This is a genomic window from Kitasatospora sp. NBC_00240, from assembly GCF_026342405.1.
Classification (GTDB): Bacteria; Actinomycetota; Actinomycetes; order Streptomycetales; family Streptomycetaceae; genus Kitasatospora.
The window spans coordinates 2,257,727-2,280,218 of record NZ_JAPEMU010000001.1; the positions used below are offsets into that span (position 1 = coordinate 2,257,727).

The 22,492-nt window shown below is 73.2% G+C and carries 20 protein-coding genes; 7 read left to right on the top strand and 13 right to left on the bottom strand.

Annotated elements, in window-relative coordinates; genetic code table 11:
* Window positions 1-455 precede the first annotated feature (455 nt).
* Genes OG689_RS09450 through OG689_RS09465 form a run of 4 tightly spaced genes read right to left on the bottom strand, consistent with a single transcriptional unit; the run spans window position 456 to window position 4,391 of the window.
* Window positions 456-1,520, bottom strand: a complete 1,065-nt coding sequence (locus OG689_RS09450; protein WP_266326989.1) for an ROK family glucokinase — start codon at window positions 1,518-1,520, stop codon at window positions 456-458.
* 41 nt (window positions 1,521-1,561) lie between these two features.
* Window positions 1,562-2,350: an ATP-binding cassette domain-containing protein gene (locus tag OG689_RS09455; RefSeq protein WP_266319320.1), complete on the bottom strand. Its 789-nt coding sequence runs from the start codon at window positions 2,348-2,350 to the stop codon at window positions 1,562-1,564.
* Window positions 2,347-3,396 carry an ABC transporter permease gene (locus OG689_RS09460; protein WP_266319322.1) on the bottom strand — a complete coding sequence of 350 codons (1,050 nt, stop codon included), beginning with the start codon at window positions 3,394-3,396 and terminating at the stop codon, window positions 2,347-2,349. The genes OG689_RS09455 and OG689_RS09460 overlap by 4 nt, the downstream gene beginning before the upstream one ends.
* Entirely contained in the window at window positions 3,393-4,391 is a 999-nt protein-coding gene (locus tag OG689_RS09465; RefSeq protein WP_266319324.1) for a substrate-binding domain-containing protein, read from the bottom strand. The genes OG689_RS09460 and OG689_RS09465 overlap by 4 nt, the downstream gene beginning before the upstream one ends.
* A gap of 348 nt (window positions 4,392-4,739) precedes the next feature.
* On the opposite strand from OG689_RS09465, the gene OG689_RS09470 reads away from it, so the two are divergent.
* Window positions 4,740-5,873 (top strand): alpha/beta hydrolase-fold protein, encoded by a 1,134-nt coding sequence (locus OG689_RS09470; RefSeq protein WP_266319326.1) that lies wholly within the window; start codon window positions 4,740-4,742, stop codon window positions 5,871-5,873.
* A 103-nt stretch (window positions 5,874-5,976) separates the two neighbouring features.
* On the opposite strand, the gene OG689_RS09475 is transcribed toward OG689_RS09470, so the two are convergent.
* Window positions 5,977-7,569: a PucR family transcriptional regulator gene (locus OG689_RS09475; RefSeq protein WP_266319327.1), complete on the bottom strand. Its 1,593-nt coding sequence runs from the start codon at window positions 7,567-7,569 to the stop codon at window positions 5,977-5,979.
* 487 nt (window positions 7,570-8,056) lie between these two features.
* Between OG689_RS09475 and OG689_RS09480 the strand changes: the two genes are divergently transcribed.
* The 6 genes from OG689_RS09480 to OG689_RS09505 all read left to right on the top strand — a co-directional run bounded on the left by OG689_RS09480 (window position 8,057) and on the right by OG689_RS09505 (window position 15,111).
* A complete protein-coding gene (locus OG689_RS09480; protein ID WP_266319329.1) occupies window positions 8,057-8,947 on the top strand; it encodes an FAD binding domain-containing protein in 891 nt (296 codons plus the stop codon).
* Window positions 8,944-9,429, top strand: a complete 486-nt coding sequence (locus tag OG689_RS09485; RefSeq protein WP_191287959.1) for a (2Fe-2S)-binding protein — start codon at window positions 8,944-8,946, stop codon at window positions 9,427-9,429. The genes OG689_RS09480 and OG689_RS09485 overlap by 4 nt, the downstream gene beginning before the upstream one ends.
* Entirely contained in the window at window positions 9,426-11,786 is a 2,361-nt protein-coding gene (gene pucD / locus OG689_RS09490) for a xanthine dehydrogenase subunit D (RefSeq protein ID WP_266319332.1), read from the top strand. The genes OG689_RS09485 and pucD overlap by 4 nt, the downstream gene beginning before the upstream one ends.
* Window positions 11,787-12,113: 327 nt before the next feature.
* Window positions 12,114-13,604: an NCS2 family permease gene (locus tag OG689_RS09495; protein WP_266319334.1), complete on the top strand. Its 1,491-nt coding sequence runs from the start codon at window positions 12,114-12,116 to the stop codon at window positions 13,602-13,604.
* Window positions 13,605-13,686: 82 nt separating this feature from the next.
* Entirely contained in the window at window positions 13,687-14,862 is a 1,176-nt protein-coding gene (locus OG689_RS09500; protein WP_266319336.1) for an XdhC/CoxI family protein, read from the top strand.
* A 108-nt stretch (window positions 14,863-14,970) separates the two neighbouring features.
* Window positions 14,971-15,111, top strand: coding sequence for a hypothetical protein (locus tag OG689_RS09505; protein ID WP_266319338.1), 141 nt, complete (start codon window positions 14,971-14,973; stop codon window positions 15,109-15,111).
* Window positions 15,112-15,150: 39 nt separating this feature from the next.
* Here OG689_RS09505 and OG689_RS09510 read toward each other — a convergent pair whose 3' ends face one another.
* The 8 genes from OG689_RS09510 to OG689_RS09545 all read right to left on the bottom strand — a co-directional run bounded on the left by OG689_RS09510 (window position 15,151) and on the right by OG689_RS09545 (window position 22,327).
* The gene (locus OG689_RS09510; protein ID WP_266319339.1) at window positions 15,151-15,381 is read right to left on the bottom strand and encodes a cold shock domain-containing protein; all 231 of its coding nucleotides are present in this window, start codon (window positions 15,379-15,381) and stop codon (window positions 15,151-15,153) included.
* Between the two features lie 92 nt (window positions 15,382-15,473).
* Window positions 15,474-15,890, bottom strand: a complete 417-nt coding sequence (locus OG689_RS09515) for a PIN domain nuclease (RefSeq protein ID WP_266319340.1) — start codon at window positions 15,888-15,890, stop codon at window positions 15,474-15,476.
* Entirely contained in the window at window positions 15,887-16,108 is a 222-nt protein-coding gene (locus OG689_RS09520) for a type II toxin-antitoxin system VapB family antitoxin (RefSeq protein WP_266319342.1), read from the bottom strand. Before OG689_RS09520 ends, OG689_RS09515 begins: the two co-directional genes overlap by 4 nt.
* Window positions 16,109-16,178: 70 nt before the next feature.
* A complete protein-coding gene (locus OG689_RS09525; protein ID WP_266319344.1) occupies window positions 16,179-17,900 on the bottom strand; it encodes an SDR family oxidoreductase in 1,722 nt (573 codons plus the stop codon).
* Window positions 17,897-18,757: a M24 family metallopeptidase gene (locus tag OG689_RS09530; protein ID WP_266319346.1), complete on the bottom strand. Its 861-nt coding sequence runs from the start codon at window positions 18,755-18,757 to the stop codon at window positions 17,897-17,899. Before OG689_RS09530 ends, OG689_RS09525 begins: the two co-directional genes overlap by 4 nt.
* A gap of 220 nt (window positions 18,758-18,977) precedes the next feature.
* Window positions 18,978-20,063: a PDR/VanB family oxidoreductase gene (locus tag OG689_RS09535; RefSeq protein WP_266319347.1), complete on the bottom strand. Its 1,086-nt coding sequence runs from the start codon at window positions 20,061-20,063 to the stop codon at window positions 18,978-18,980.
* A 32-nt stretch (window positions 20,064-20,095) separates the two neighbouring features.
* Window positions 20,096-21,067, bottom strand: a complete 972-nt coding sequence (locus tag OG689_RS09540; RefSeq protein ID WP_266319349.1) for a metal-dependent hydrolase — start codon at window positions 21,065-21,067, stop codon at window positions 20,096-20,098.
* Between the two features lie 306 nt (window positions 21,068-21,373).
* Window positions 21,374-22,327 (bottom strand): threonine/serine dehydratase, encoded by a 954-nt coding sequence (locus OG689_RS09545; protein ID WP_266319351.1) that lies wholly within the window; start codon window positions 22,325-22,327, stop codon window positions 21,374-21,376.
* Window positions 22,328-22,492 lie beyond the last annotated feature (165 nt).

Here is a 22,492-nt window from a genome sequence, read left to right on the forward strand (position 1 = left end):
CCCCCCAGGACCCACCCGTCCCGCCGGACGGCCGAGCCGACCCCCGGGATGTGGCGCCCCGCCAGATGAGCCGGCCCCGGCCCGGCCGCCGCCAGGGCTGCCGGGCCGCCGGGCCCGCCCGCACCACCGGCACGAACCGTACGACGGCACGGACAGCACGACAGCACGACAGCGAAACGGCAGGACGGCAGGACGGCAGGACAGCAGGACAGCAGGACAGCAGGAACCGTACGACCGGCACGCGGCGCCGCCCGCGAACCGTGCGGAGCGCAGGACCGGCACCGCCCGTCCCGGCCGCACCACCCGGCTCGCACCGCACCACCGCCCGGCAGGCCGGACAGCCGGCCCGCACCACCGCCCGGACGAACCGCGCGCATCGCGCCACCGGCGCCGACCGCGCCACCCGCCGAACCGCACCGCCGCCGGCGCCACCTTGACCGGCGGGGTCGGCCCGCTCAGGTCTCGATGCCCCGCTCGACCCGGTGGCGCTTGATCGTCCGGAACCGGCGGGCCACCTGCCGCGCGAGGTCGGCCGCGCCGACCAGCCCGGCCTCGTTGCCCAGCGCCGCGTGCACGACCGCCGCCTCCGGCCGGAAGCCCCGGCCGGTCAGCGTGCGCTTGAAGGCCTCCCGGGCCGGGCCGAGCAGCAGGTCGCCGGCCTCCGAGACGCCGCCGCCGATGACGAAGCGCCCCGGGTCCAGCGCGGCCGCCAGGTTGGCGATCCCGACGCCGAGCCAGGTGCCGACCTCGTAGAGCAGTTCGGTGGCGACCGGATCGCCCGCCCGGGCGGCCTCGGTGACCAGCGGGCCGGTGATGCCCTCCATCGCCCCGCCGGCCAGCGCGAGCAGCGGCTCGACCACCGGCGACTCCTCGGCGACCAGCTCGCGGGCGTCCCGCACCAGCGCGTTCCCGGAGGAGTACTGCTCCCAGCAGCCCCGGTTGCCGCACGGGCAGCGGTGCCCGCCGGGCACCACCTGCATGTGGCCGAACTCGCCGGCCAGTCCGTACTTGCCGCGGTCCACGTAGCCGTCCCGGACCACCGCGCCGCCGATGCCCGTCCCCAGCGTCAGCATCACCATGTGGTCCTCGCCGCGGCCGGCGCCGAACCGCCACTCGGCCCAGGCGGCGGCGTTGGCGTCGTTCTCGACCACCACCGGGAACCGCAGCCGCTCGCTGAGCGCCTCCTGGAGCGGCTCGTTGCGCCAGTTCAGGTGCGGCGCGAAGAGCACCCGCGAGCGCTCCGCGTCGACCCAGCCGGCCGCGCCGATGCCGACCGCGTGCACGTCGTGCCGGTCGGCGAGCCGCAGCACCAGGTCGACGATGACGTCCTCGACCACCTTGGCGCTCTTGGTCTTGTCCGGGGTGTCGGCCCGCAGCTTCTCCAGGACCTTGCCCTCGCCGTCCACCACGCCGGCGACCACCTTGGTGCCACCGATGTCGATCCCGATGGTGGGCAGTCGCAGGATGCCGGGCGGCAGGGCCCGGCGGCGGCGCTCGGCACGCGGGCCGAGGCCGAGCAGGGTGGGCAGGACCGCCTGCCTGGTGGTGCCGTGGGGGCTGGTCACTGCGGCGGACGCTCCTTCGGGTCGGTGCGGGCCAGTTCGTGGCTGAGCTCCGCGAGGTCGGAGCCGCCCGCCATCTCGGTGGTGAGCTGTTCGAGGCCGATCTCGGCCCGCGGGTGGCTGCCCGCCATCCTGCCCCGCTTCAGCAGGGTGAAGTGGTCGCCGACCAGGTAGGCGTGGTGCGGGTTGTGGGTGATCAGCACGACGCCGAGGCCGGCGTCCCGGGCCGCCGTCACGTATTTCAGCACCGCCCCGGACTGCTTGACGCCCAGCGCGGCCGTCGGCTCGTCCAGGATCAGCACCTTGGCACCGAAGTGCACGGCCCGGGCGATGGCGACGCACTGGCGCTGCCCGCCGGAGAGGGTGCCGATCGGCTGGTCGACGTCGTGCAGGTCGATGCCCATCCGCAGCAGTGCCTCGCGGGTGGTGGCCCGCATCGCGGCGGTGTCCAGGCGCAGCCGGCCCAGCTCCGAGCCGAGGAAGAAGTTGCGCCACACCGGCATCAGCGGGACGACCGCGAGGTCCTGGTAGACGGTGGCGATGCCGCGGTCCAGGGCCTGCCGGGGGGAGCCGAGGCGGACCTCCTCCCCCGCGATGGTGTAACTGCCCTCGTCGTGCTGGTGCAGCCCGGCGATGATCTTGATCAGGGTGGACTTGCCGGCGCCGTTGTCGCCCAGCACACAGCTGATCTCACCCTCACGCAGGGTCAGCGAGACGTCCTGGAGGGCGCGGACGGAACCGTAGGTCTTGCCCACGGCGGTCAGCGCCAGCAGTTCACGGCCGGTCATCGGCTCGTCCCCCGTTCGACCCGGCGGCGTACCCAGGCGTTCAGCAGGGCGGCCAGCAGCAGCATCGCACCGAGGAAGAACTTGAACCAGTCGGGGTTCCACTCGGCGTACACGATGCCCTTGCTGGTCATGCCGAAGATCAGCGCGCCGAGCGCGGAGCCGGCCACCGAGCCGTAGCCGCCGGTGATCAGGCAGCCGCCGATGACGGCCGCCACGATGTAGATCAGCTCGTTGCCGACCCCTTCGCCGGACTGCACGGTGTCGAAGGAGAACAGCAGGTGCTGGCCGAGCACCCAGGCACAGAAGCCGACGCCCAGGTAGAGCACGGTCTTGGTGCGGGCGACCGGCACGCCGACCGCACGGGCGGCGGCCGCGTCGCCGCCCACCGCGAAGATCCAGTTGCCGAAGCCGGTCCGCAGCAGCACCCAGCTGCCGACCAGCAGCAGTCCCAGCCACCACCAGACGGTGGCCTTGACGGTCAGCCCGCCGACGGTGATCTCGGAGGCGAACAGCCACCGGCAGGAGGCGAAGCCCTCCATGTCGGAGATCGGCCTGGTGGTGACCGTCCCGGTGACGAGCTTGGTGACGCCGAGGTTGGCGCCGGTCAGCATCAGGAAGGTGCCGAGGGTGACGATGAAGCTGGGCAGCCGGGTGCGGCTCAGCATCCAGCCGTTGAAGGCGCTGACGGCCAGCACGACCAGCAGCGAGACCAGCACCCCCACCCAGGTCACGGCGGTGAGCTGGTAGGAGACCATCGAGGAGGTCAGCGCGGCGGTGGTCACCAGGACCCCGGCCGACAGGTCGAACTCGCCGCCGATCATCAGCAGCGAGACCGGCACCGCCATGATCCCGATGGTGGAGGCGGCGTACAGCACGGTGCCGAAGGAGGAGGTCCGCAGGAAGCTGTCGGCGACCGCGGAGAAGACCAGGAACACCGCCACCGCCGCGATCAGCGCGCCGATCTCGGGGCGGCCCAGCAGCCGTCGGACGGCCGGCGGGCGCTCGGTCGCCAGGACGTCGGTGGGCGGCGGCGCCGAGGTGCTCATCGGGTCCCCCTCGCGACGTACTGGGCGAGCGCGGCCGCGTCGTCCTTGGTCAGCACCTGCGGGCCGGTCAGCACCGGCTTGCCGCCGCCGAGGACGTCCAGGTTGTAGCGGTACAGCCAGAGCAGGTCGACGCCCTCGTAGCCCTGCAGGTACGGCTGCTGGTCGACGGCGAAGCCCACGGTGCCGGCCTGCAGGCCGGCCACCACCTGGGTGCCCAGGTCGAAGGTGTCCAGCTCGACCGGGCGGCGGGCGTCCTGGATCGCCTGCAGTCCGGTGGCGGCCACCGGGGCGCTGAGGGTCAGCACGGTGTCCAGTGCCGGGTCGGCCTGGAGCTTGGCGGAGATGGCGGCCTTGGCGTCGGGCATGTTGACGCCGTCCACGTACAGGGTCTGGAACCGGCCGCCGAACTTCGACCGCGCGCCGTCGCAGCGCTGCTCCTGACCGACGTTGCCCTGCTCGTGGATGACGCAGAGGACGGATCGGCGGCCCCGGGTGTCCAGGGCGGCGCCGGCCGCCTGGCCGGCGACGGTCTCGTCCTGGCCGATGTGGGTGAGCGCGCCGAACCGGGCGGAGAACTCCTGGCCTGAGTTGATGCTGATCACCGGGATGCCCGCGGCCTCGGCCTTGGCCAGCACCGGGCCGAGCGCGTCCCCCTTGGCGAGCGTGACCAGGAGGCCGTCGACGCGTTGGTCGATGGCGGCCTGCACCAGCTGGACCTGGTTCTGGGTCTGCGCGTCGTTCGAGTAGAGGAGGGTGATGTTGTCCTTGGCCGCGGCCTGCTCGGCGCCCTTGCGCACGATGTCCCAGAAGGCGTCCCCCGCCCCCGCGTGGGTGACCATCGCGACCCGCCACCGGGGGGTGTCCACCGCGCCGCCGGCCGTCGCGGCCCGGTTGCGGGCCTGCTCGGCGCGTCTGCCCCCGGTGCTGCTGCAGCCCGCGAGGGCCACCGTCAGCACGAGCGCCGCGCAGAACGGGCGGAGGGGGAATCGGGTCATCGTCGCGTCTCTCCTGCTTCGCCGGCCGGGCCGCCCGGTCCCCCAGTCTGGGATGCCAGGTGTCCGAATGCCGGGACCGCCTCGCCCGGTCCCGTCTCGCCCGAACGGTATCGTGCCTGCTCGGGGGCTTTCCTTGGAGATCCCTGGGCGAATCGGGTGACTGCTCCCGCGTGGATGGCAGACTGTGTCCGGGGTGAGTGCGGATCATCAGGAAAATGTGATGTTCCTCTCAGGTTTTCCACAGATTCGCCGGCAACCGATCTTCCGTTCCACGCCGTCCCATCCCATTGGAGAGCGCACCGGGCAAGCGGGGCCCGGGCGGCTTGCAACCCGGATAACGAGAACTTGATGCAACTGCTCGGTACACCGTTCCTCATCTGCACGATCATCCTCGTGCCGGTCTCCATCACGGTCGCGTTGCTGCTGTGGGGGAAGGTCCGCGGACCTCGCCCGCTGCGGATCCTGAGCAGACTCGCGATGCTGCTCTTCTGCCAGTTCACGGCCGTGACGATGGTGTTCGTCATGGTCAACAACGCCAACCTGATCTACGGCAGCTGGGACGACCTGCTCGGTACCGGGCACCACGTCCGCGCGGTGCCCTCGGTGCCGCCGCTGGAGACGCCGGGCGCCTCCACGCCGGGCCACGACGCCGCCAAGCCGCCGGCGAAGGTGGTCCAGTCCTTCAAGAACGTGGACGACCCCAAGGTGCCCGGCGACGTGCAGCGCACCGAGCTCAAGGGCCAGCTCTCCGGGATCGACGGCGAGGTGCTGGTCTGGCTGCCGCCGCAGTACAACGACCCCGCCCACAAGGACAAGAAGTTCCCGGTGGTCGAACTCATCCCCGGCTGGCCCGGTTCCTCCAGCACCTGGTACGGCACGCTCAAGGTCTCCGAGCAGCTCAAGCCGCTGATGGCGGCGGGCAAGGTGGCGCCGTTCATCCTGGTCTCGCCGCGCACCCTGCTGCTGGGCAACCAGGTCGACGCGGGCTGCACCGACGTCCCGGGCAAGGCGAACGCCGAGACCTGGCTGTCCCGGGACGTCCCCCAGATGATCATGGACAACTTCCGGGTGGACGCGTCCCCCGACCGCTGGGCGGTGGCCGGCTACTCCGCCGGCGCGCACTGCGCCACCAAGCTCGCCGTCGCGCACCCGAACCGCTACCGGGCCGGGGTGAGCCTCTCCGGCTACAACGACCCCGCCGCCGAGAAGGCGTCGCTGGCCGGCCAGGACCCGAAGCTGCGCGAGGCCAACAACCCGGTCAACATCCTCCGGGCGGCCGCCCAGCCCCCGAAGGTCGCGCTGTACCTGAGCGGCAACAAGGGCGACGGCTTCGAGGACGCGATCGCGCTCCGGGACGCCGCCAAGGCGCCGACCACCGTGCAGCCGGTGGAGACCACCGGCCCGCACGCCAGTGACGTCTGGAAGCCGATGGTCCCGGGCGTCTTCGAGTGGCTGACCAGTGTGATCCCCGTCCAGCCCTGAACCGTCCCCGTACCCGCCCGGGCCACCCGCCCGGAACGCCGTAGGGCCCCCGCACCGGGGGCCTACGGCGTCTGCGTGCCCGCTTCCTCCGGCCGACGGCCGGTCAGGCCAGTTCCAGCGCCAGGTAGAAGTCGACCCGGTCCTCCAGCCGGGACAGGTCACGGCCGGTCAGCTCCTCGATCCGGCCGATCCGGTACCGCAGGGTGTTCACGTGCACGTGCAGCTGGGCCGCGCAGCGCGTCCAGGAGCCGTCCGAGCGCAGGAAGGCCTCCAGGGTGCGGACCAGATCGGCCTGGTGCTCGATGTCGTACGCGATGACCTTGTCCAGCAGCCGGCTGCGGAAGGCCCGGCGGACCTCGTCCGGGACGGCGGCCAGCAGCAGGACGTGCGAGGCCAGCTCCTCGGGGCCAGCCACGCAGACCCGGCCGACCCGGGCGGCGGCGATCCGGCGGGCGTGCCGGGCCTCCTCCAGGGCGCCGCGCAGGCCGCCGGCCTCCTGGGCGGGGGCGGAGACGCCGAGGGTGATCCGGCCCTCGGAGCCGAGGCCGGCCTCCAGCGGGGCGAGCAGGTCGCGCAGCGCGTCGGCGGGCACCGCGGTGTCCGGGGCGGGCAGCACGACCACCGCGCCCGTCCCGCCGCCGGCCACCAGTGCCCGGTCGGAGGTCTCGGTGAGAGCTTCCTCCAGGATCGAGCGCACCGCGCCGTCGGGCAGCCCGGTGCCCTCGGCGCTGACCACCAGCCAGGAGCCCTCGGAGGCCTGCGGCTTGGGCTCGCGGCCCTCGTAGCGGGCGGCCATCGCCGAGGAGGCGTACAGGGTGCGGCTGATCTCGGAGGGGTCGGCGTCGCGCTGGAGCAGGGTCAGCACCTCGTCGGCGAGGCGGCGGCGCAGCCGGCGGCCCTCGTCGCGGCGGGTGCGCTCGGCGGCGACCAGCCGGGCGAGGTTCTCGGCGAGCTGCTGGCGCTTGGCGGTCCACTCGGTGACGTCGCCGGCCACCGCGAGCACCCAGTCGGCGAGCGGGGCCTCGGAGCCGGGGACGGCGGGCGCCGGGAGCAGCGAGTACGAGCCGGAGGCGATCCGGGCCCGGTGCGGGGGCCGGCGGCGCTGGCGCTGGGCGCCGAGGTGGGCCCGGACGAGCTGGTCGCGGTCCTCGGCGGTGAGCCGGTCGGCGGGGCCCGCGATCACCGCACCGGTCGGGGTGAGCACCCAGCAGTCCAGGTCCAGGTCGCCGCCGAGCAGATCGAGGACGGCGTCCAGCCCGCCGCCGCCGGCCGCCGAGACCAGCAGCCGGTGCCGGTCCACCAGGGCGGACAGGTCGGCGGCGCGGTCGGCGGAGACCTGACGGCCGATGAACTCGGCGACCGCGCCGAAGGCGACGTCGTCGGGCACGCCGAGCAGCGGCATCCGGTGCCTGCGGCAGGCCTCGACGAGGTCCTCCGGCACCGGGCCGACCTCGGCCTCGCCCGCCGCGAGGGCCACCGCGCCGCCGGCCGCCAGGGTGCGCACGAAGCGCTCGGAGTCCTCGGGGGCGGTGCGCCAGAGCATGCCGGTGAGCACCAGTTCGCCGCCGTGCAGGTAGCGGCCGGGGTCGTGCAGGTCCGTGGTCATGACGCCGCTGACCTGGCGGTCGAGTTCGTCCTCACCGGCGAGCAGCCGCAGTCTCGGGGCTCCGGGGGCGAGCAGGTCACGGACACGCATCCGCAGACTCCTTCGGCTGAGGGTGGGGGCATGAGCAGGGTGGGGGCGCGACTGGCGGGCTCGCCTGCGGGGCTCACAGTGTGCCCGAACATCAGTGCTCGGCGTTACGCATCAACACGCCCGTGGGTCACGGGGCCGTAGCTTCGCAATCACGGCCGGATTACGGTCGTAGAGAGCGGCCTTGCGACCGCTGGGCTGGGCGATTGCCCAGCTTAGAGGAACGTACAGGATGCCGGGCGGCAGCACGTCGAAGGCTTCATGCCATCGGTGACTGCCTTCGGGTGGTCCGTCGGCGGTTCACTGGCCACACGCCGCCGGACACACCCCGGTGACCAGGACTCAACGCTTCGGCAACGAGACGGTAGCAAGGTCCGACACACCAGGGGTTTCGAGACCCGTCCGGACGCGCCCATCTGGGCGGGTCGGGAGGGATCTCGGGCACAGTGCCCAGTTGTTCGAGCTGGCAACGACTTGAGGAGACACCCGCATGGAGTTCCTTCGGCCCGCTACCTGGGACGAGGCACTCGCGGCGAAGGCTGAGTACCCGACCGCGCTGCCCATCTCGGGCGGTACGGACGTCATGGTCGAGATGAACTTCGACGTGCACCGGCCATCCGCGATTCTCGACCTCAACCGCATCACCGAGCTCACGGAGTGGGCGATCACGGGCGACGTGGTCCAGCTCGGTGCCTCGGTGCCGTACACCCGGATCATCGAAGAGCTGTCCGGGCCGCTGCCCGGCCTCGCGCTGGCGGCCCACACCGTCGGCTCGCCGCAGATCCGCAACCGCGGCGGCGTGGGCGGCAACCTGGGCGGGGCCTCCCCCGCCGGTGACGCCCACCCCGCGCTGCTGGCGGCCGGCCGCGACGTCTTCGTCGAGGTCGCCTCGCACGCCCGTGGTGCCCGGCTGATCGCGATCGACGACTTCTACGTCGGCGTGAAGCGGAACTCGATGGAGCAGGACGAGCTGATCCGGCGCGTCCACATCCCCGTGGCGGACGGCCCGCAGCAGTTCTCGAAGATCGGCACCCGCAACGCGATGGTCATCGCGGTCTGCGCCTTCGGCTTCGCGCTGCACCCCAAGAACGGCACCGTCGGCACCGGCATCGGTTCGGCCGCCCCCACGCCGCGGCGCGCGGTGGAGGCCGAGGAGTACCTGCAGGGTGTGCTCGCCGAGCGCGGTCTGTGGGAGTCGGGCGACCTGCTCGGCGCCGAGGTCACCCAGCGCTTCGGCGAGCTGGTCAAGGCCGCCGCCTCCCCGATCGACGACGTCCGGGGCACCGCCGACTACCGCCGGCACTCACTGGCCGTGATGGCCCGGCGGACCCTCACCTGGACGTGGAACGACTACAGCAAGCAGATCAGGAGCGCGGCATGAGGGTCACATTCACCGCCAACGGCAAGCCCGTGGAGGCGGACGACGTCTGGGAGGGCGAGAGCCTTCTCTACGTGCTGCGCGAGCGGGTCGGCCTGCCGGGCTCCAAGAACGCCTGCGAGCAGGGCGAGTGCGGGTCCTGCACGGTCTACCTGGACGGCACCCCGGTCTGTTCGTGTCTGGTCGCGGCCGGCCAGGTGCAGGGCCGCGAGGTCCGCACCGTCGAGGGCCTGACCGACGAGAACGGCGAGCTGGGCCTCGTCCAGCAGGCGTTCATCGACGCCGGCGCCGTGCAGTGCGGTTTCTGCACCCCCGGCCTGCTGGTGCAGACCGACGCGCTGCTGGACAACGACGCGCAGCCGAGCGACACGGACATCCGTGAGGCCCTCTCGGGGAACCTGTGCCGCTGCACCGGCTACGAGAAGATCATGGACGCGGTGCGGCTCGCTTCCGCCCGCAAGTGCGCGAAGGCGGCCTCCGAATGAGTACTCGTACCATCCAGGGTCAGAAGAACCTTCAGGACATCCGGCAGGCCAGCAAGGACGGCATCGGCGGCTCGCCGCTGCGTCCGGACGGCACGCTCAAGGTGAAGGGCGAGTTCGCCTACTCGTCCGACATGTGGCACGAGGACATGCTCTGGGGTATGGCGCTGCGCTCGCCGCACCCCCGGGCCAACATCCTCTCGGTGGACATCTCCGAGGCGCTGAAGCTCCCCGGCGTCTACGCGGTGCTGACCCACGACGACATCCCGGGCAGCAAGTTCTACGGCCTGGAGATCCAGGACCAGCCGGCGCTGGCCATCGACAAGGTCCGGTACCACGGTGAGGCGATCGCGATCGTCGCGGCCGACCACCCGGAGACGGCCCGCCGCGCGGTGAAGAAGATCAAGGTCGAGTACGAGGTACTGACCCCGATCGTCACCGAGGAGCAGTGCCTCAACCCCGAGGTGTACGGCTACGTCCACGAGCCGCACGAGTTCAAGTCGCACGGCTACGGCAACATCTGCCACAGCCAGAAGCTGGTGCACGGCGGCGGCGTCACGGACGAGATCCGCGCGCTGGCCGACGTCATCGTGAAGTCCGACTACGAGGTCGGCATGCAGGACCAGGCCTTCCTCGGCCCGGAGTCCGGCCTGGCCGTGCCCGCCGAGGACGGCGGCATCGACCTCTACGTCGCCACCCAGTGGCTGCACGTGGACCGCCAGCAGATGGCCCCCGTGCTGGGCCTGCCGGAGGAGAAGGTGCGCCTCACGCTGGCCGGTGTCGGCGGCGCCTTCGGCGGCCGCGAGGACCTGTCGATGCAGATCCACGCGAGCCTGCTCGCCCAGCGCACCGGCAAGCCCGTCAAGATCGTCTACGCCCGTGACGAATCCTTCTTCGGCCATGTGCACCGCCACCCGGCGAAGATGACCTACGAGCACGGCGTCACCCGCGACGGCAAGCTGGTCTTCGCCGACGCCCGGATCGTGCTGGACGGCGGCGCCTACGCCTCCGCCTCCCCCGCGGTCGTCGGCAACGCCGCGTCGCTCGGCCACGGCCCGTACAACATCCCGAACGTGCGGATGGAGGCCATCGCCCTCTACAGCAACAACCCGTCCTGCGGCGCGATGCGCGGCTTCGGCGCCGTCCAGGCGGCGTTCGCGTACGAGTCGCAGATGGACAAGCTCGCCGCCGAGCTGGGGATGGACCCGGTCGAGCTGCGCCAGCTGAACGCGATGTCCGAGGGCGACTCCATGCCCACCGGGCAGGTCATCGACTCGCCGGCCCCGGTCGCCGAGCTGCTGCAGCGGGTCAAGGACATGCCGCTCCCGCCGCCGCTGGACCTGGAGAACGTCGACGTCCGCACCCTGCCGGGCGCGCTGTCCAACACCTCGCACGGCGAGGGCATCGTCCGCGGCATCGGCTACTCGGTCGGCATCAAGAACGTCGGCTTCTCCGAGGGCTTCGACGACTACTCCACCGCCCGGGTCCGCCTGGAGGTCATCGGCGGCGAGCCGGTCGCCATGGTGCACACCGCGATGGCCGAGGTCGGCCAGGGCGGCGTCACCGTGCACGCCCAGATCGCCCGCACCGAGCTCGGGGTCGAGCAGGTGACCATCCACCCGGCGAACACCGAGGTCGGCTCGGCCGGCTCCACCTCCGCGTCGCGTCAGACGTACATGACCGGTGGCGCGGTGAAGCTCGCCGCCGAGGCGGTCAAGCAGGCGGTGATCGAGAAGGGCCGCCGGCGCTACGGCTGGACCCAGAACGACCTCACGCTGGCCGGCGGAAAGGTGGTCTCCGAGTCCCAGGGGGCGCTGATCCCGCTGGTCGACCTGCTCGGCGACGAGGCCGTCGACCTGACCCGCGAGCACCACCACCGCCCGACCGTCCCCTTCGACAAGGAGACCGGGCAGGGCTTCGGCCACGTCCAGTACACCTTCTGCGCCAACCGCGCGGTGGTCGACGTGGACGTCGAGCTGGGCCTGGTCAAGGTGGTCGAGCTGACCGCCGCCCAGGACGTCGGCAAGGCGCTGAACCCGCTGTCCGTGATCGGCCAGATCCAGGGCGGCTGCACCCAGGCCCTGGGCCTCGCCGTGATGGAGGAGATCATCGTCCGGGACGGCAAGGTGCGCAACGCCTCCTTCACCGACTACCTGATCCCGACCATCCTGGACACCCCGCCGATCCCGGTGGACATCCTGGAGCTCCCCGACCCCAACGCCCCGTACGGGCTGCGCGGTGTCGGCGAGGCCCCGACCGTCTCGGCCACCCCGTGCATCGTCGCGGCGATCCGCCAGGCGACCGGCAAGGCGCTCAACCGGATCCCGGTCCGGCCCGAGCACATCACCGGGACGCTGTAGTCCCGGTACCCGATCCTCCCCGGGGCGGCGACCGTCTTCCCCGTCGCCCCGGGGCAGCAACACCCGGCACCCACGGCGCCGGCCAGCACCGAAGAGCAACGCCATGCACGACCTGAAGCACAGTGAACGCATTCTCCCGCTGCCTCTCCCACGCCGGGGTTCTGCAGCGGTGCGCACCACCTCCCCGGCCTCCGGCCGGGGCAACAACGCACCGCAGGCACTGCCACAGAGTGCGCCCAGTGAGTCGAACAGTCCCCCTGCACCAGCTCTGCCTGGTCACCAGGTCGGCTCGCCCACCCCAACCCCCTATGAACCTTGGGAGTGGACATGACCCGGATCCCGACGGAGCCAGGTACCACTGAAGAAAGACCCGCTGAGGACGACGCCACCACGCCGCCCCCGGCAGCACAGCCGAAGAACGCCATGGATGCCTACTTCAAGATATCGGCCCGGGGCTCGACCTTCGGGAACGAGCTCCGCGGCGGCCTCACCACCTTCATGGCCATGGCCTACATCCTGCTGCTGAACCCGATCCTGCTCGGCGGTGCCGACAAGAACGGCATGCACCTGGATCACGCGCAGCTGACCACCGCCACCGCGCTGGCCGCCGCCGTCACCACCATCCTGATGGGTGTGGTCGGCAACGTCCCGCTGGCCCTCGCAGCCGGCCTCTCGGTCTCCGGCGCGCTCTCCACCATCGTCGCGCCGCACACCACCTGGCCACAGGCTTTCGGCCTCTGTGTGATCTACGGTCTGATGATCGTGCTGCTGGTGGTCTCCGGCCTCCGCGAGAAGATCATGAACGGCATTCCGCTGCCGCTCAAGCACGCGATCACCATCGGCATCGGCCTCTTCGTCGCGCTGATCGGCCTGGTGAAGTCGGGCTTCATCCACCACGGCCCGGACCCGTACGGCCCGCCCGTCTCGCTCGGCCCGGCCGGCGAACTGGCCGGCTGGCCCGTGCTGATCTTCTCGGTCACCCTGATCGCGATCTTCATCCTGCTGGCCCGCAACGTCCGCGGCGCGATCCTGCTCGGCATCGCCGGCGGCACCGTGGTGGCCTTCGTCGTCAACGCGACGGTGAACCTCCCGGAGCACACCTGGAGCAGCTCGGTCCCGGAGTGGCCCGGCAGCCCGGTCGCGGCACCCAACTTCGGCCTCTTCGGCGACATCGACCTGTTCGGCGCCTTCGGCGGCCAGGGCATGGGCGCCATCAGCGCCTCGGTCGCGGTCTTCACCCTGGTCCTGGCGGGCTTCTTCGACGCGATGGCCACCATCATCGGCGTCGGTACCGAGGCCGGTCTCGCCGACCGGCAGGGCCGGATGCCCGGCCTGTCCAAGGCCCTGTTCATCGACGGCGCCGGCGGCGCGGTCGGTGGCGTGGCGGGCGCCGGCGGCCAGACGGTCTTCGTCGAGTCCGCCACCGGTGTCGGCGACGGCGCCCGGACCGGCCTCGCCTCGCTGGTCACCGGCAGCTTCTTCGCGCTGATGCTCTTCTTCTCCCCGATCGCCGGCATCGTGCCGGTCGAGGTCGCCTCCGCCGCGCTGGTCGTCATCGGCTCGATGATGATGAGCCAGGCCAGGCACATCGACTGGTCGGACCGCGAGGTCGCCATCCCGGCCTTCCTCACCTGCGTCCTGATGCCGTTCACGTACAACATCACCGCCGGTGTCGCCGCAGGTGTCATCTCCTACGTCGCCATCAAGACCGGCACCGGCAAGTGGCGCGAGCCCGGGCCGCTGATGTGGATCCTGACCGCCGTCTTCGTGATCTACTTCGCGCTCGGTCCGGTCAAGGAACTGCTCGGCGTCCACTAGCGCCACCGCCGCCGGGCGGGGACCGCGTCCCCGCCCGGCGGCACCCTCACAAGCCCCCTGCACCGTGTAAGGAGCCTCCGACATGCAAGACATCGCCGAGCAGCTGCAGGCCTGGCACGCGTCCGGGCGCTCCTTCGCCGTGGCCACGGTCGTCGGTGTCTCCGGCAGCGCGCCGCGCGACCCGGGAGCCGCGCTGGCCGTCGACGCCGCCGGCGAGGCCGTCGGCAGCGTGTCCGGCGGATGTGTCGAGGGGGCCGTGTACGAGCTGTGCCAGGAGGCCGTCGCCTCCGGGCAGCCGGTGCTGGAACGCTTCGGGTACAGCGACGAGGACGCCTTCGCGGTGGGTCTGACCTGCGGCGGCATCCTGGACGTGTTCGTCCAGCCGATCACCCCCGGCGCCGACGCCGCGATGGACGCCGGCATCACCTACATCGCCTCCGGCACCCCGGTCGCCCTGGCCCGGGTGATCGAGGGCCCCGCCGCGCTGGTCGGCGCCACCGTCGCCGTCACCGCGGACAGCCACCACGGCAGGCTCTCCCCCGCCCCGACCACCACCGGCGCCCTGGAGCGCGCCGCCGTCGCCGAGGCCCGGGCCATGCTGGACGCCGGCCGCACCGGCAAGGTGGTCCTCGGCCTGGACGGCCGCCCCTGCGACGAGGAGGAGCTGGGTACCGTCACCTTCTTCGTCGAGTCGTACGTCCCCGCGCCCCGGATGCTGGTCTTCGGCGCCATCGACTTCGCCGCCGCCGTGGTGCGGATCGGCAAGTTCCTCGGCTACCACGTCACCGTCTGCGACGCCCGCCCGGTCTTCGCCACCGCCCGCCGCTTCCCCGACGCCGACGAGGTCGTGGTCGACTGGCCGCACCGCTACCTGGACTCCCAGCTCGACCGGATCGACGGCCGCACCGTGCTGTGCGTGCTCACCCACGACGCCAAGTTCGACATCCCCCTGCTGGAGCGCGCCCTGCGGCTGCCGGTGGGCTTCGTCGGCGCGATGGGCTCGCGCCGCACCCACCGCGACCGCAACGCCCGGCTGCGCGAGGTCGGGCTGACCGACGCCGAGATCGGCCGGCTGCGCTCGCCGATCGGCCTGGACCTCGGCGCCCGCACCCCGGAGGAGACCGCCGTCTCGGTGGCCGCCGAGATCGTCGCCCACCGGCGCGGCGGCAGCTGCCTCCCGCTCTCCGCCGGCGACGGCCCGATCCACCACGACCTGGCCCGCGCGCAGGAGGAGCAGGCCCGCTCGCACGCGGCCTGAACCACCCGCCCGGCTACGACAGCAACCGGCCCGGACCCGCCTCGTGCGGATCCGGGCCGGTGCCGTACCCGCCTCCGGCGGGCCGGGCGCTCAGGACAGCACGACCTTGTGGGCCGGCAGGACCAGCGCCGGGAACTCCGGGTAGCCGACCTCCCGCAGGACCGGCATCAGCACCTCAAGGTGTACCCGTGCATGAACGCCGAGGACCTGTCGACCGGGCTCGACCGCCTCGGCCGGGCCTCCTTCTGACCCCGGCCCGCCGCACCGGCCCCGGAAGCCGCCTCCCGATCAGAGCAGCCGGACGTGCTCGGCCACCGTGCGGCCCTCCTCCACGGCGGCCTCGTAGCTCACCCGCTGTCCCACCGTCAGAACCTGGCCGTGCTGGTCGACACCCGGCGCGCCGGCGACCGTACGGATCACGGAGTCGTAGTAGAGGGTCACGTCCGGCCCCCCGTCGTCGGGGGTGATCAGGCCGTAGCCGTGACCCGCCTCGTACGACTTCACAGTGCCGGTGGCCATGGGGGTCTCCTTCGGGCGTGCTGACAGTGCCCATCAGGAGTAACAGACCACCGGCCCGCAAGCCTGCCCTGACACGCGCCGGGCCGGTGATCTCAGTCGGCCGTACCCGCGGGCACGACCCACCGGGCGGGCTGGCCCGTGACTGCCGTGATCATGTCGTAGTCGCCGTCGTAGTGCAGCACCGCGACGCCGTGGCGCTCGGCGGTCGCGGCGATGATCAGGTCGGCCAGGGAGAGGGCGCGCCAGTTGCCCGTCCCGACCAGCGCGGCCTGGACATCCAGCGCGCGGTCCCACGCTTCGTCCGGTGTCGGCAGCCAGTCGAAGCCGCGCATCTCGTCACGGATCCGTGCGGCATCAGCCCTTGAACGGGAACTGTGCAGGATTTCCAGCTCGACTGCCCCGCAGACGGCGAGCAGCCCGGCGTTGTGGAGCGGCTCGACAACCGCTCGGACCACCGGCTTCGGATAGCGCGCGAGCGCGGACTTGTCGATCAGGTAGCGCTCGCTCACGCCGCCTGGTCCCCCGCGCTCCCCGGCGAGCCGTCGACCGGACCGGTGAGGTCCGGCAGCCCGCCCTCGGCCAGCCAGTTCAGGAACGAGGCTCGCTTGCGGCGCTTGACCACGTCCTCCAGCGCCGCATTGACCGTCGCCACCTTCGTGGTGGTACCGAAGATCTCGGCGGCCTCGGCCAGCAGGTCGTCGTTGACGTCTATCACGGTACGGGCCATGGGAACCTCCCCGGTGCGGCGATATCAAAATCCATCGTATCTGATATCGCCGGACTCCCGGCCCGACCGCTCAGCCCACGTTCAGCCGGGCCGCCAGCCGCAGCAGCCCCGGGGAGAGCCGGCCCAGCAGGCGGGCGGCCTTGGCCTCGAAGGTGACCGGGACGACCGGCTTGCCGGTGCGCACGGCCCGGACGATCTCGGCCGCGACCTTCTCCGGCGGGAAGCCTCGGCGGGCGTACAGCTTGGAGGCGCGCTCCTGCTTGGCGGCCTGCTGGTCGGCGGTGACGCCGGAGAACGTGGTGGTGCGGGTGATGTTGGTGCTGACGATGCCGGGGCAGATCGCGCTGACGCCGATGCCGGCCGGGGCGAGTTCGGCGCGCAGGCAGTCCGAGAGCATCAGCACGGCCGCCTTGCTGGTGGCGTACGCGGCCAGCAGCTTGGACGGCAGGTAGGCGGCCGCCGAGGCGAGGTTGACGATGTGACCGCCCTCGCCGCGCTCGGTCATCAGAGTGCCGAAGGCGCGGCAGCCGTGGATGACGCCCCACAGGTTGACGTCCAGGACGCGCTGCCACTCCTGCTCGGTGGTCTGCAGGAAGGTGCCGGAGTGGCCGATGCCGGCGTTGTTGACCAGCACGTCCGGCACCCCGTGGTCGGCGGCGACCTGCTTGGCGAAGGCGTCGACGGCCACGCCGTCGCTGACGTCCACCCGGTAGGCGTGGGCGGCCGGACCGATCAGCGAGGCGAGTTCGGCGGTACGGGTCGCGGCTTCGAGGTCCAGGTCGCAGACCACCACCCGGGAGCCCAGCTCGGCGAAGGCCAGCGCGGTGGCCCGGCCGATGCCGCTGCCGGCGCCGGTGACGACGACGAGGCGGCCGTCCTCGGGCGGCCCGGCCTTCTGCCCGGCCCCGGTACGGGCGGTGAACTCACGGACCAGACCGGCCACGACGGACCCCTTCTCCAGCAGTGCGGACCAGTGCGAGGCGTTCAGCGAGCGCCGGGTGAGGTTCGGCACCCAGCGCTCCAGGCCCTCCGAGAGCGCGACCCCGACGTAGCGGTCCCGGGTCAGGGTGACCAGCTGGACGGGCACCTCGGTGGGCCGCTCGCGGGGGGCGCGCAGGGTGGGGCGCATGTTGGCCCGGTACAGCTCGATCCCGCGCACGGCGTCCTGGCGCAGCGTCGGCTGCGGGTGGCCGGGGCGCGGGGCGACGCCCTCCAGGTCGCGCAGCACCCGGGGCCAGGCCCGGGCCAGCCCGAACCGCCAGGTGGCGGGGGCCAGCACCGGCAGGTGGAAGGCGGTGATGTACCAGGAGTGCAGGCCCTGGGAGAGCAGCTGCCGCAGGTGCCTGGGGGTGGGCCGGCGGAACCGGGCGCGCAGCCAGAAGCCCATGTGGTCCAGGCACGGACCGGACAGCGTGGTGTACGAGGCGATCCGCCGCTCGGCGCCGGGCTCGGTGACGGCCTCCCAGGACTGCAGCGAGCCCCAGTCGTGGGCGAGCACGTGCACCGGGCGGTCCGGGCTGACCGCGTCGGCGACCGCGAAGAGGTCGGCGGCGAGGTGTTCCAGGCGGTAGCCGTCCCGGTCGGCCGGGACGCCGGAGGCCCCCGCACCGCGGACGTCGTAGCGCACCACGTGGTGGTCGGCGGCGAGGTCCTCGGCGACGTCGTCCCAGACCGCGTGGGTGTCGGGGTAGCCGTGCACCATCAGGACGGTCGGCGCGGCCGGGTCGCCCTGCTCGAAGACGGCGAGCGGCAGTCCGTCGGCGGAGTGCACGGTGCGGCGGCGGGGGGTCATCGGGAGGCCTCCTCGGCAGTGGTGCTCCAGCGCCGCACATGCGGCAGGTCGTCGTCGAGCCAGTAGGCGTCGTCTTCGGTGACCACCAGCAGCTCCTCGAACTTGATGCCCACCTCCCGGAAGCCGATGTGCGGCTCGACCGCCCACAGGCCGGGCGTGGGCGCGTGCCGGGAGGCCCGGCCGTCCGCCCAGAGCGGGGAGCGGCCGTGCAGGCGTTCGCTGATCAGCTCGCGTCCGAGCGTCTGGAGTGTACGCACCCCGAAGCCGAACAGGTTCACCCCGGCCGGGCCGCGGGCGGTCGTCCGGGTCACCTGGTGGCCGATCACCCGGCCCGGGTAGACCTGGTGGCGGTTGTCGTAGCCGTGCGCGGCGATCTGCGCGTCCACCGCCGCGTACACCTCGTCCAGCGGCTTGCGGGCCTTCACCTCGCGCAGGATCAGCTCGCGGTAGACCCGTAGGTCGGCGGCGAGGCGGTCCCAGAGCGGGTTCTCGCCGACCTTGCCGCCGTACCCGATGTCGGCGGTGTAGCCGTCGACCACGGGCGCGCAGTCCAGCACGTACGGCATGCCCTCCTGGAGCTTGCGGCCGCCCGCGAAGAACTGCAGCGGGGTGTGGAAGTGCCGGAAGGCGGTGCGGTCGCCGAACCAGGCGAAGGGGACGTGGAAGAAGTCCTCGACGCCGGCGGCGACCAGGCAGCGGCGCAGCTTCGCGGTGGCCTGGCGCTCGGTGACGCCGGGTTCGATCCAGGCGGCGACCTCTTCGGCGCAGTGGTAGGCGAGCTGCTGGGTCTCCCGGAACCGGCCGAGGTCGGCCTCGGTGAAGGGGAAGGCGGGCAGCGGGGCGGTGGCAAGGGCCATGCGGGTTCCTTCGGGGCCGTCGGGGGGCGCCTGCTCCGGGGGGCCGGCCCGGCCCGGGCCGGTCGGGGCCCGGGCGGGTGCGGCGGTCGGGGCGGGTGCGGCGGGTGCGGCGGTCGGGGCGGGTGCGGCGGGTGCGGCGGTCGGGGCGGGTGCGGCGGGTGCGGCGGTCGGGGCGGGCGGGGCGGGTGCGGCGGTCGGGGCGGGCGGGGCGGGCGGGGCGCTAGAGGTCCAGCACGAGGGTCTCGCCCTCGGCGGCGCGCGAGACGCAGGGCAGCAGGGCGCCGGCGGCGCGCTCCTCGGCGGTCAGCCGGCGGTCGCGGTGCTCGGGGGCGCCGGACAGCACCTGCACCCGGCAGGTGCCGCAGAAGCCCTGGTGGCAGGAGTACGGCAGGTCGGAGCGGGCCTCCAGGACGACGTCCAGCGCCGACCGGTCGGCGGGGACGTCCAGCGTCGGACCGTCCGCGCCGAGCCGTACCGTGAACGGCCGGCCGTCCCGGACGGGGGCCGCGCCGAACCGCTCGAAGTGCAGGGCGCGGGCGGCAGATCCCGCCAGCGCGCCCTGGACGGCGGCCAGCATCGGCGCCGGACCGCAGCAGTACACGGCGGCGCCCCGGCCGGCCCGGGCGAGCAGTCCGGCGCCGGAGGGGACGCCGTGCCGCTCGTCGTCGAGGATCTCCACCCGGTCCGGGTCGAGAGCGAGCAGCTCCTCGGTGAAGGGCATGGTGGCGGCGCTGCGGCCGGTGTGCACCAGCCGCCAGTCCAGGCCGAGGCGCTGCGCCTCCCTGGCCATCGGCAGCAGCGGGGTGATGCCCACACCGCCGGCCAGCAGCAGCACCTCGGGCTCGGCGCAGAAGGCGAACCCGTTGCGGGGCCGGCGCACGGTCAGCCGGGTGCCGGGGCCGAGCTCGTCGTGGATCTCGACGGATCCGCCGCCGCCCCCGGGCAGCCGGCGCACCGCGATCCGGTAGCCGGTGCGGTCGGCCGGGTCTCCGCAGAGCGAGTAGTGCCGCTCGCGGCCGGAGGGCAGCCGCAGCCGGATGTGCGCGCCGGGCTGCCAGGCGGGCAGTTCGTCACCGCCGGGGTCGCCGAGGCGCAGCTCGACGACGTCCTCGGCGAGCGTCCGGCGGGCGGTGACCGCCAGGCGCAGCGGCGGGGTGGGGCGGGCCGGCGGGCGGCGCGGGTTGCGGCGCAGCAGCGGGCTGCCCAGGGCGGGGGTGTACCGGTCGCCGAAGGCGGTGACGCGCTGCATGAAGCGGTCGGCGCGCGGGCGGCCGTACAGGTCCGGGGGCGGGGTGCTGAGGTCCATCCGGGGCGGCTCTCCTGGCTCCTGGCGGCGGGTCAGTGGTGGGCGGCGGCGGCGCGGGCCGCCGGGGAGGTGGCCAGGTAGCTGAGCGCCTGGCTGGACGAGCCCTCCTGGGTGGGGTGGTAGCCGCGCTTGAGGTAGCGCAGGCCGGAGCGCAGCGAGCGGATCGGGTCGGGCAGCATCCCGCGGCCGGCGATCTGCCGGGCCTCGCGCCAGGTCGGGCGGATCCGCCCGTCCAGGGTGGGGTCGGCAGCGAGCAGGAAGCGGACGCCGCGCACCCAGAGGTGGACCAGCAGCGGGCCGGAGACCGCCATGCCGCGCACCCGGCGCAGGTAGCCCGGGTCGAGGTGGACCATCAGGTCGTACGCCACGCTGCGGTGCTCGACCTCCTCGGCGCCGTGCCAGCGCAGCAGGTCGAGCATGGTCGGGTCGGCCTTGGCGCGGTCCAGGCCCGGGGAGTTGAGCGCCCAGTCGCCGAGGAAGGCGGTGAAGTGCTCGATGGCGGCGACGAAGGCCACCCGCTCGATGATGTTCTCGCGCCGCCGGCGCGGGTCCAGCCCGCTGCGCTCGCCGAGGATCCGCTGGAACAGCCAGGCGATCTGCCGGACGTACGGGCGCGGGTCGAGCCCCTGGGCGAGCAGGTGGTCGAGCACCTCCTGGTGGGCCTCGGCGTGGATGGACTCCTGGCCGATGAAGCCGAGCACCTCCTCGCGCAGCTGCTCGTCGGTGATCAGCGGCAGCGCCTCCTTGAACACCTTGACGAACCAGCGCTCGCCCTCGGGCAGCAGCAGGTGCAGCACGTTGATGGTGTGGGTGGCCATCGGCTCGTCCGGGATCCAGTGCAGCGGCAGCTGCGACCAGTCGAAGCGGACGTCCCGGGGTTCCAGGACGAGGTTCTCGTGGACGGTGGGCGCGGCGGCTTTGCGCAGAACGGGGGCGGGGGTGGTACCGGCGGCTGGGGCGGGTGCTGCGGGGACGGCAGCGGCGGCACGGGTGGCACGGGGCATGAGGGCCCTCCTGACCTGCGGGTGGCGGCTCGACTCTGGGCAACTTACTCGTGGGTAGAGCGGGCGACAAGGGTTTCGACCACTCTTATCGACATCGAGTCTAATAAGCCGGGCCGGCCGCCGCAGAGAGTCTTCGAGGCCGGGGCCGGCCGGAAACCTCGGCGGAGCGGCGCGAGGCGGCGCCCGCCCCGCCGAGGGCCCGGGCCGGTCGGGGCCGCTCCACCTGGCCGGCCCCGCCAGGCCGGCCCCGCCAGGACAGTTCAGCCAGGACAGTTCAGCGGAGCCGGTCCGGCCGCGCCGGCCAGGTCAGCGAGGCCGGGTCAGCGAGGCCGGGTCGGTGTTCGCGCCGCAGAGGACCACGGCGACCCGCTCACCCGGCGCCGGGCGGTACACCTCGCTGCGCAGGGCCGCCAGCGCGGTGGCGCCGCCGTGCTCCACCGCCAGGCGGTGGCCGTCCCAGAGCCCTTGGCGGGCCGCGACGATCGCGGCGTCCTCCACCAGCACCGACTCGGCCCGCACCTGCCCGGCCCAGTGGAGGGCCATCTCCGAGACCCGGCGGGCCCCGAGCGAGTCCGCCGCGACGGAGTCCACCGGGACGTCGACCGGCTTCCCGGCCGCGACGGCGGCGTTCAGCGCACGGGAGCCGGCCGGCTCGACCGCGACCACCCGCACCCCGTGCTCCGCGGCCGCCACGGCCAGGCCGGTGAACAGGCCGCCGCCGCCCACCGCCACCAGCACCGTGTCCAGCCCGGGCACCGCGGCCAGGATCTCGGGCAGCAGCGTGCCGGCCCCCGCCGCGATGTACGGGTCGTCGTAGGCGTGCGAGGAGAGCGCGCCGGACTCGGCGGCGAACAGGCGGGCGGCGTCCAGCGCGTCCGCGTACTCGCTGCCCGCCAGCCGGACGTCCGCGCCGTACCCGCGGAGCTTGCGGATCTTGACCGGCGGCGCGGTGGCGGGCAGGAAGACGGTGGCCGGCACGCCCTGCGCCTTGGCGGCCCAGGCGCAGGCCAGCCCGGCGTTGCCGCCGGAGGCGATCACCACGCCGGCCGCCGGCATGCTGCCGTCGGCCAGGTGCGCGGCCACGAAGTTCGCCGCGCCGCGGTCCTTGAAACTGCCGCTGTGCTGGATGAAGTCGAGCGCCAGGAAGACCTCGGCGCCGCCGGCGCCGCCCGGTTCGGCGGCCAGCACCGGGGCGGTCCGGATGAGGCCGGCGATCCGCTCGGCGGCCGCCGTGACGTCGTCGTACGTGGGCTGGGACAAGCGGTGCTCCAGAGGTCGGGCCGGACGGTCGGCACCGGGACGCGCCCAGCACGGCGGCGGCCCGGGCGGGCCGGTGGGCCGGCCCGCCACCATTGTCGGACGGCGCGGGTCCGGGGTCGCGGCCCGGGGGTCGCGGCCCGGGGGTCGCGGCCCGAAAGCTCCGGT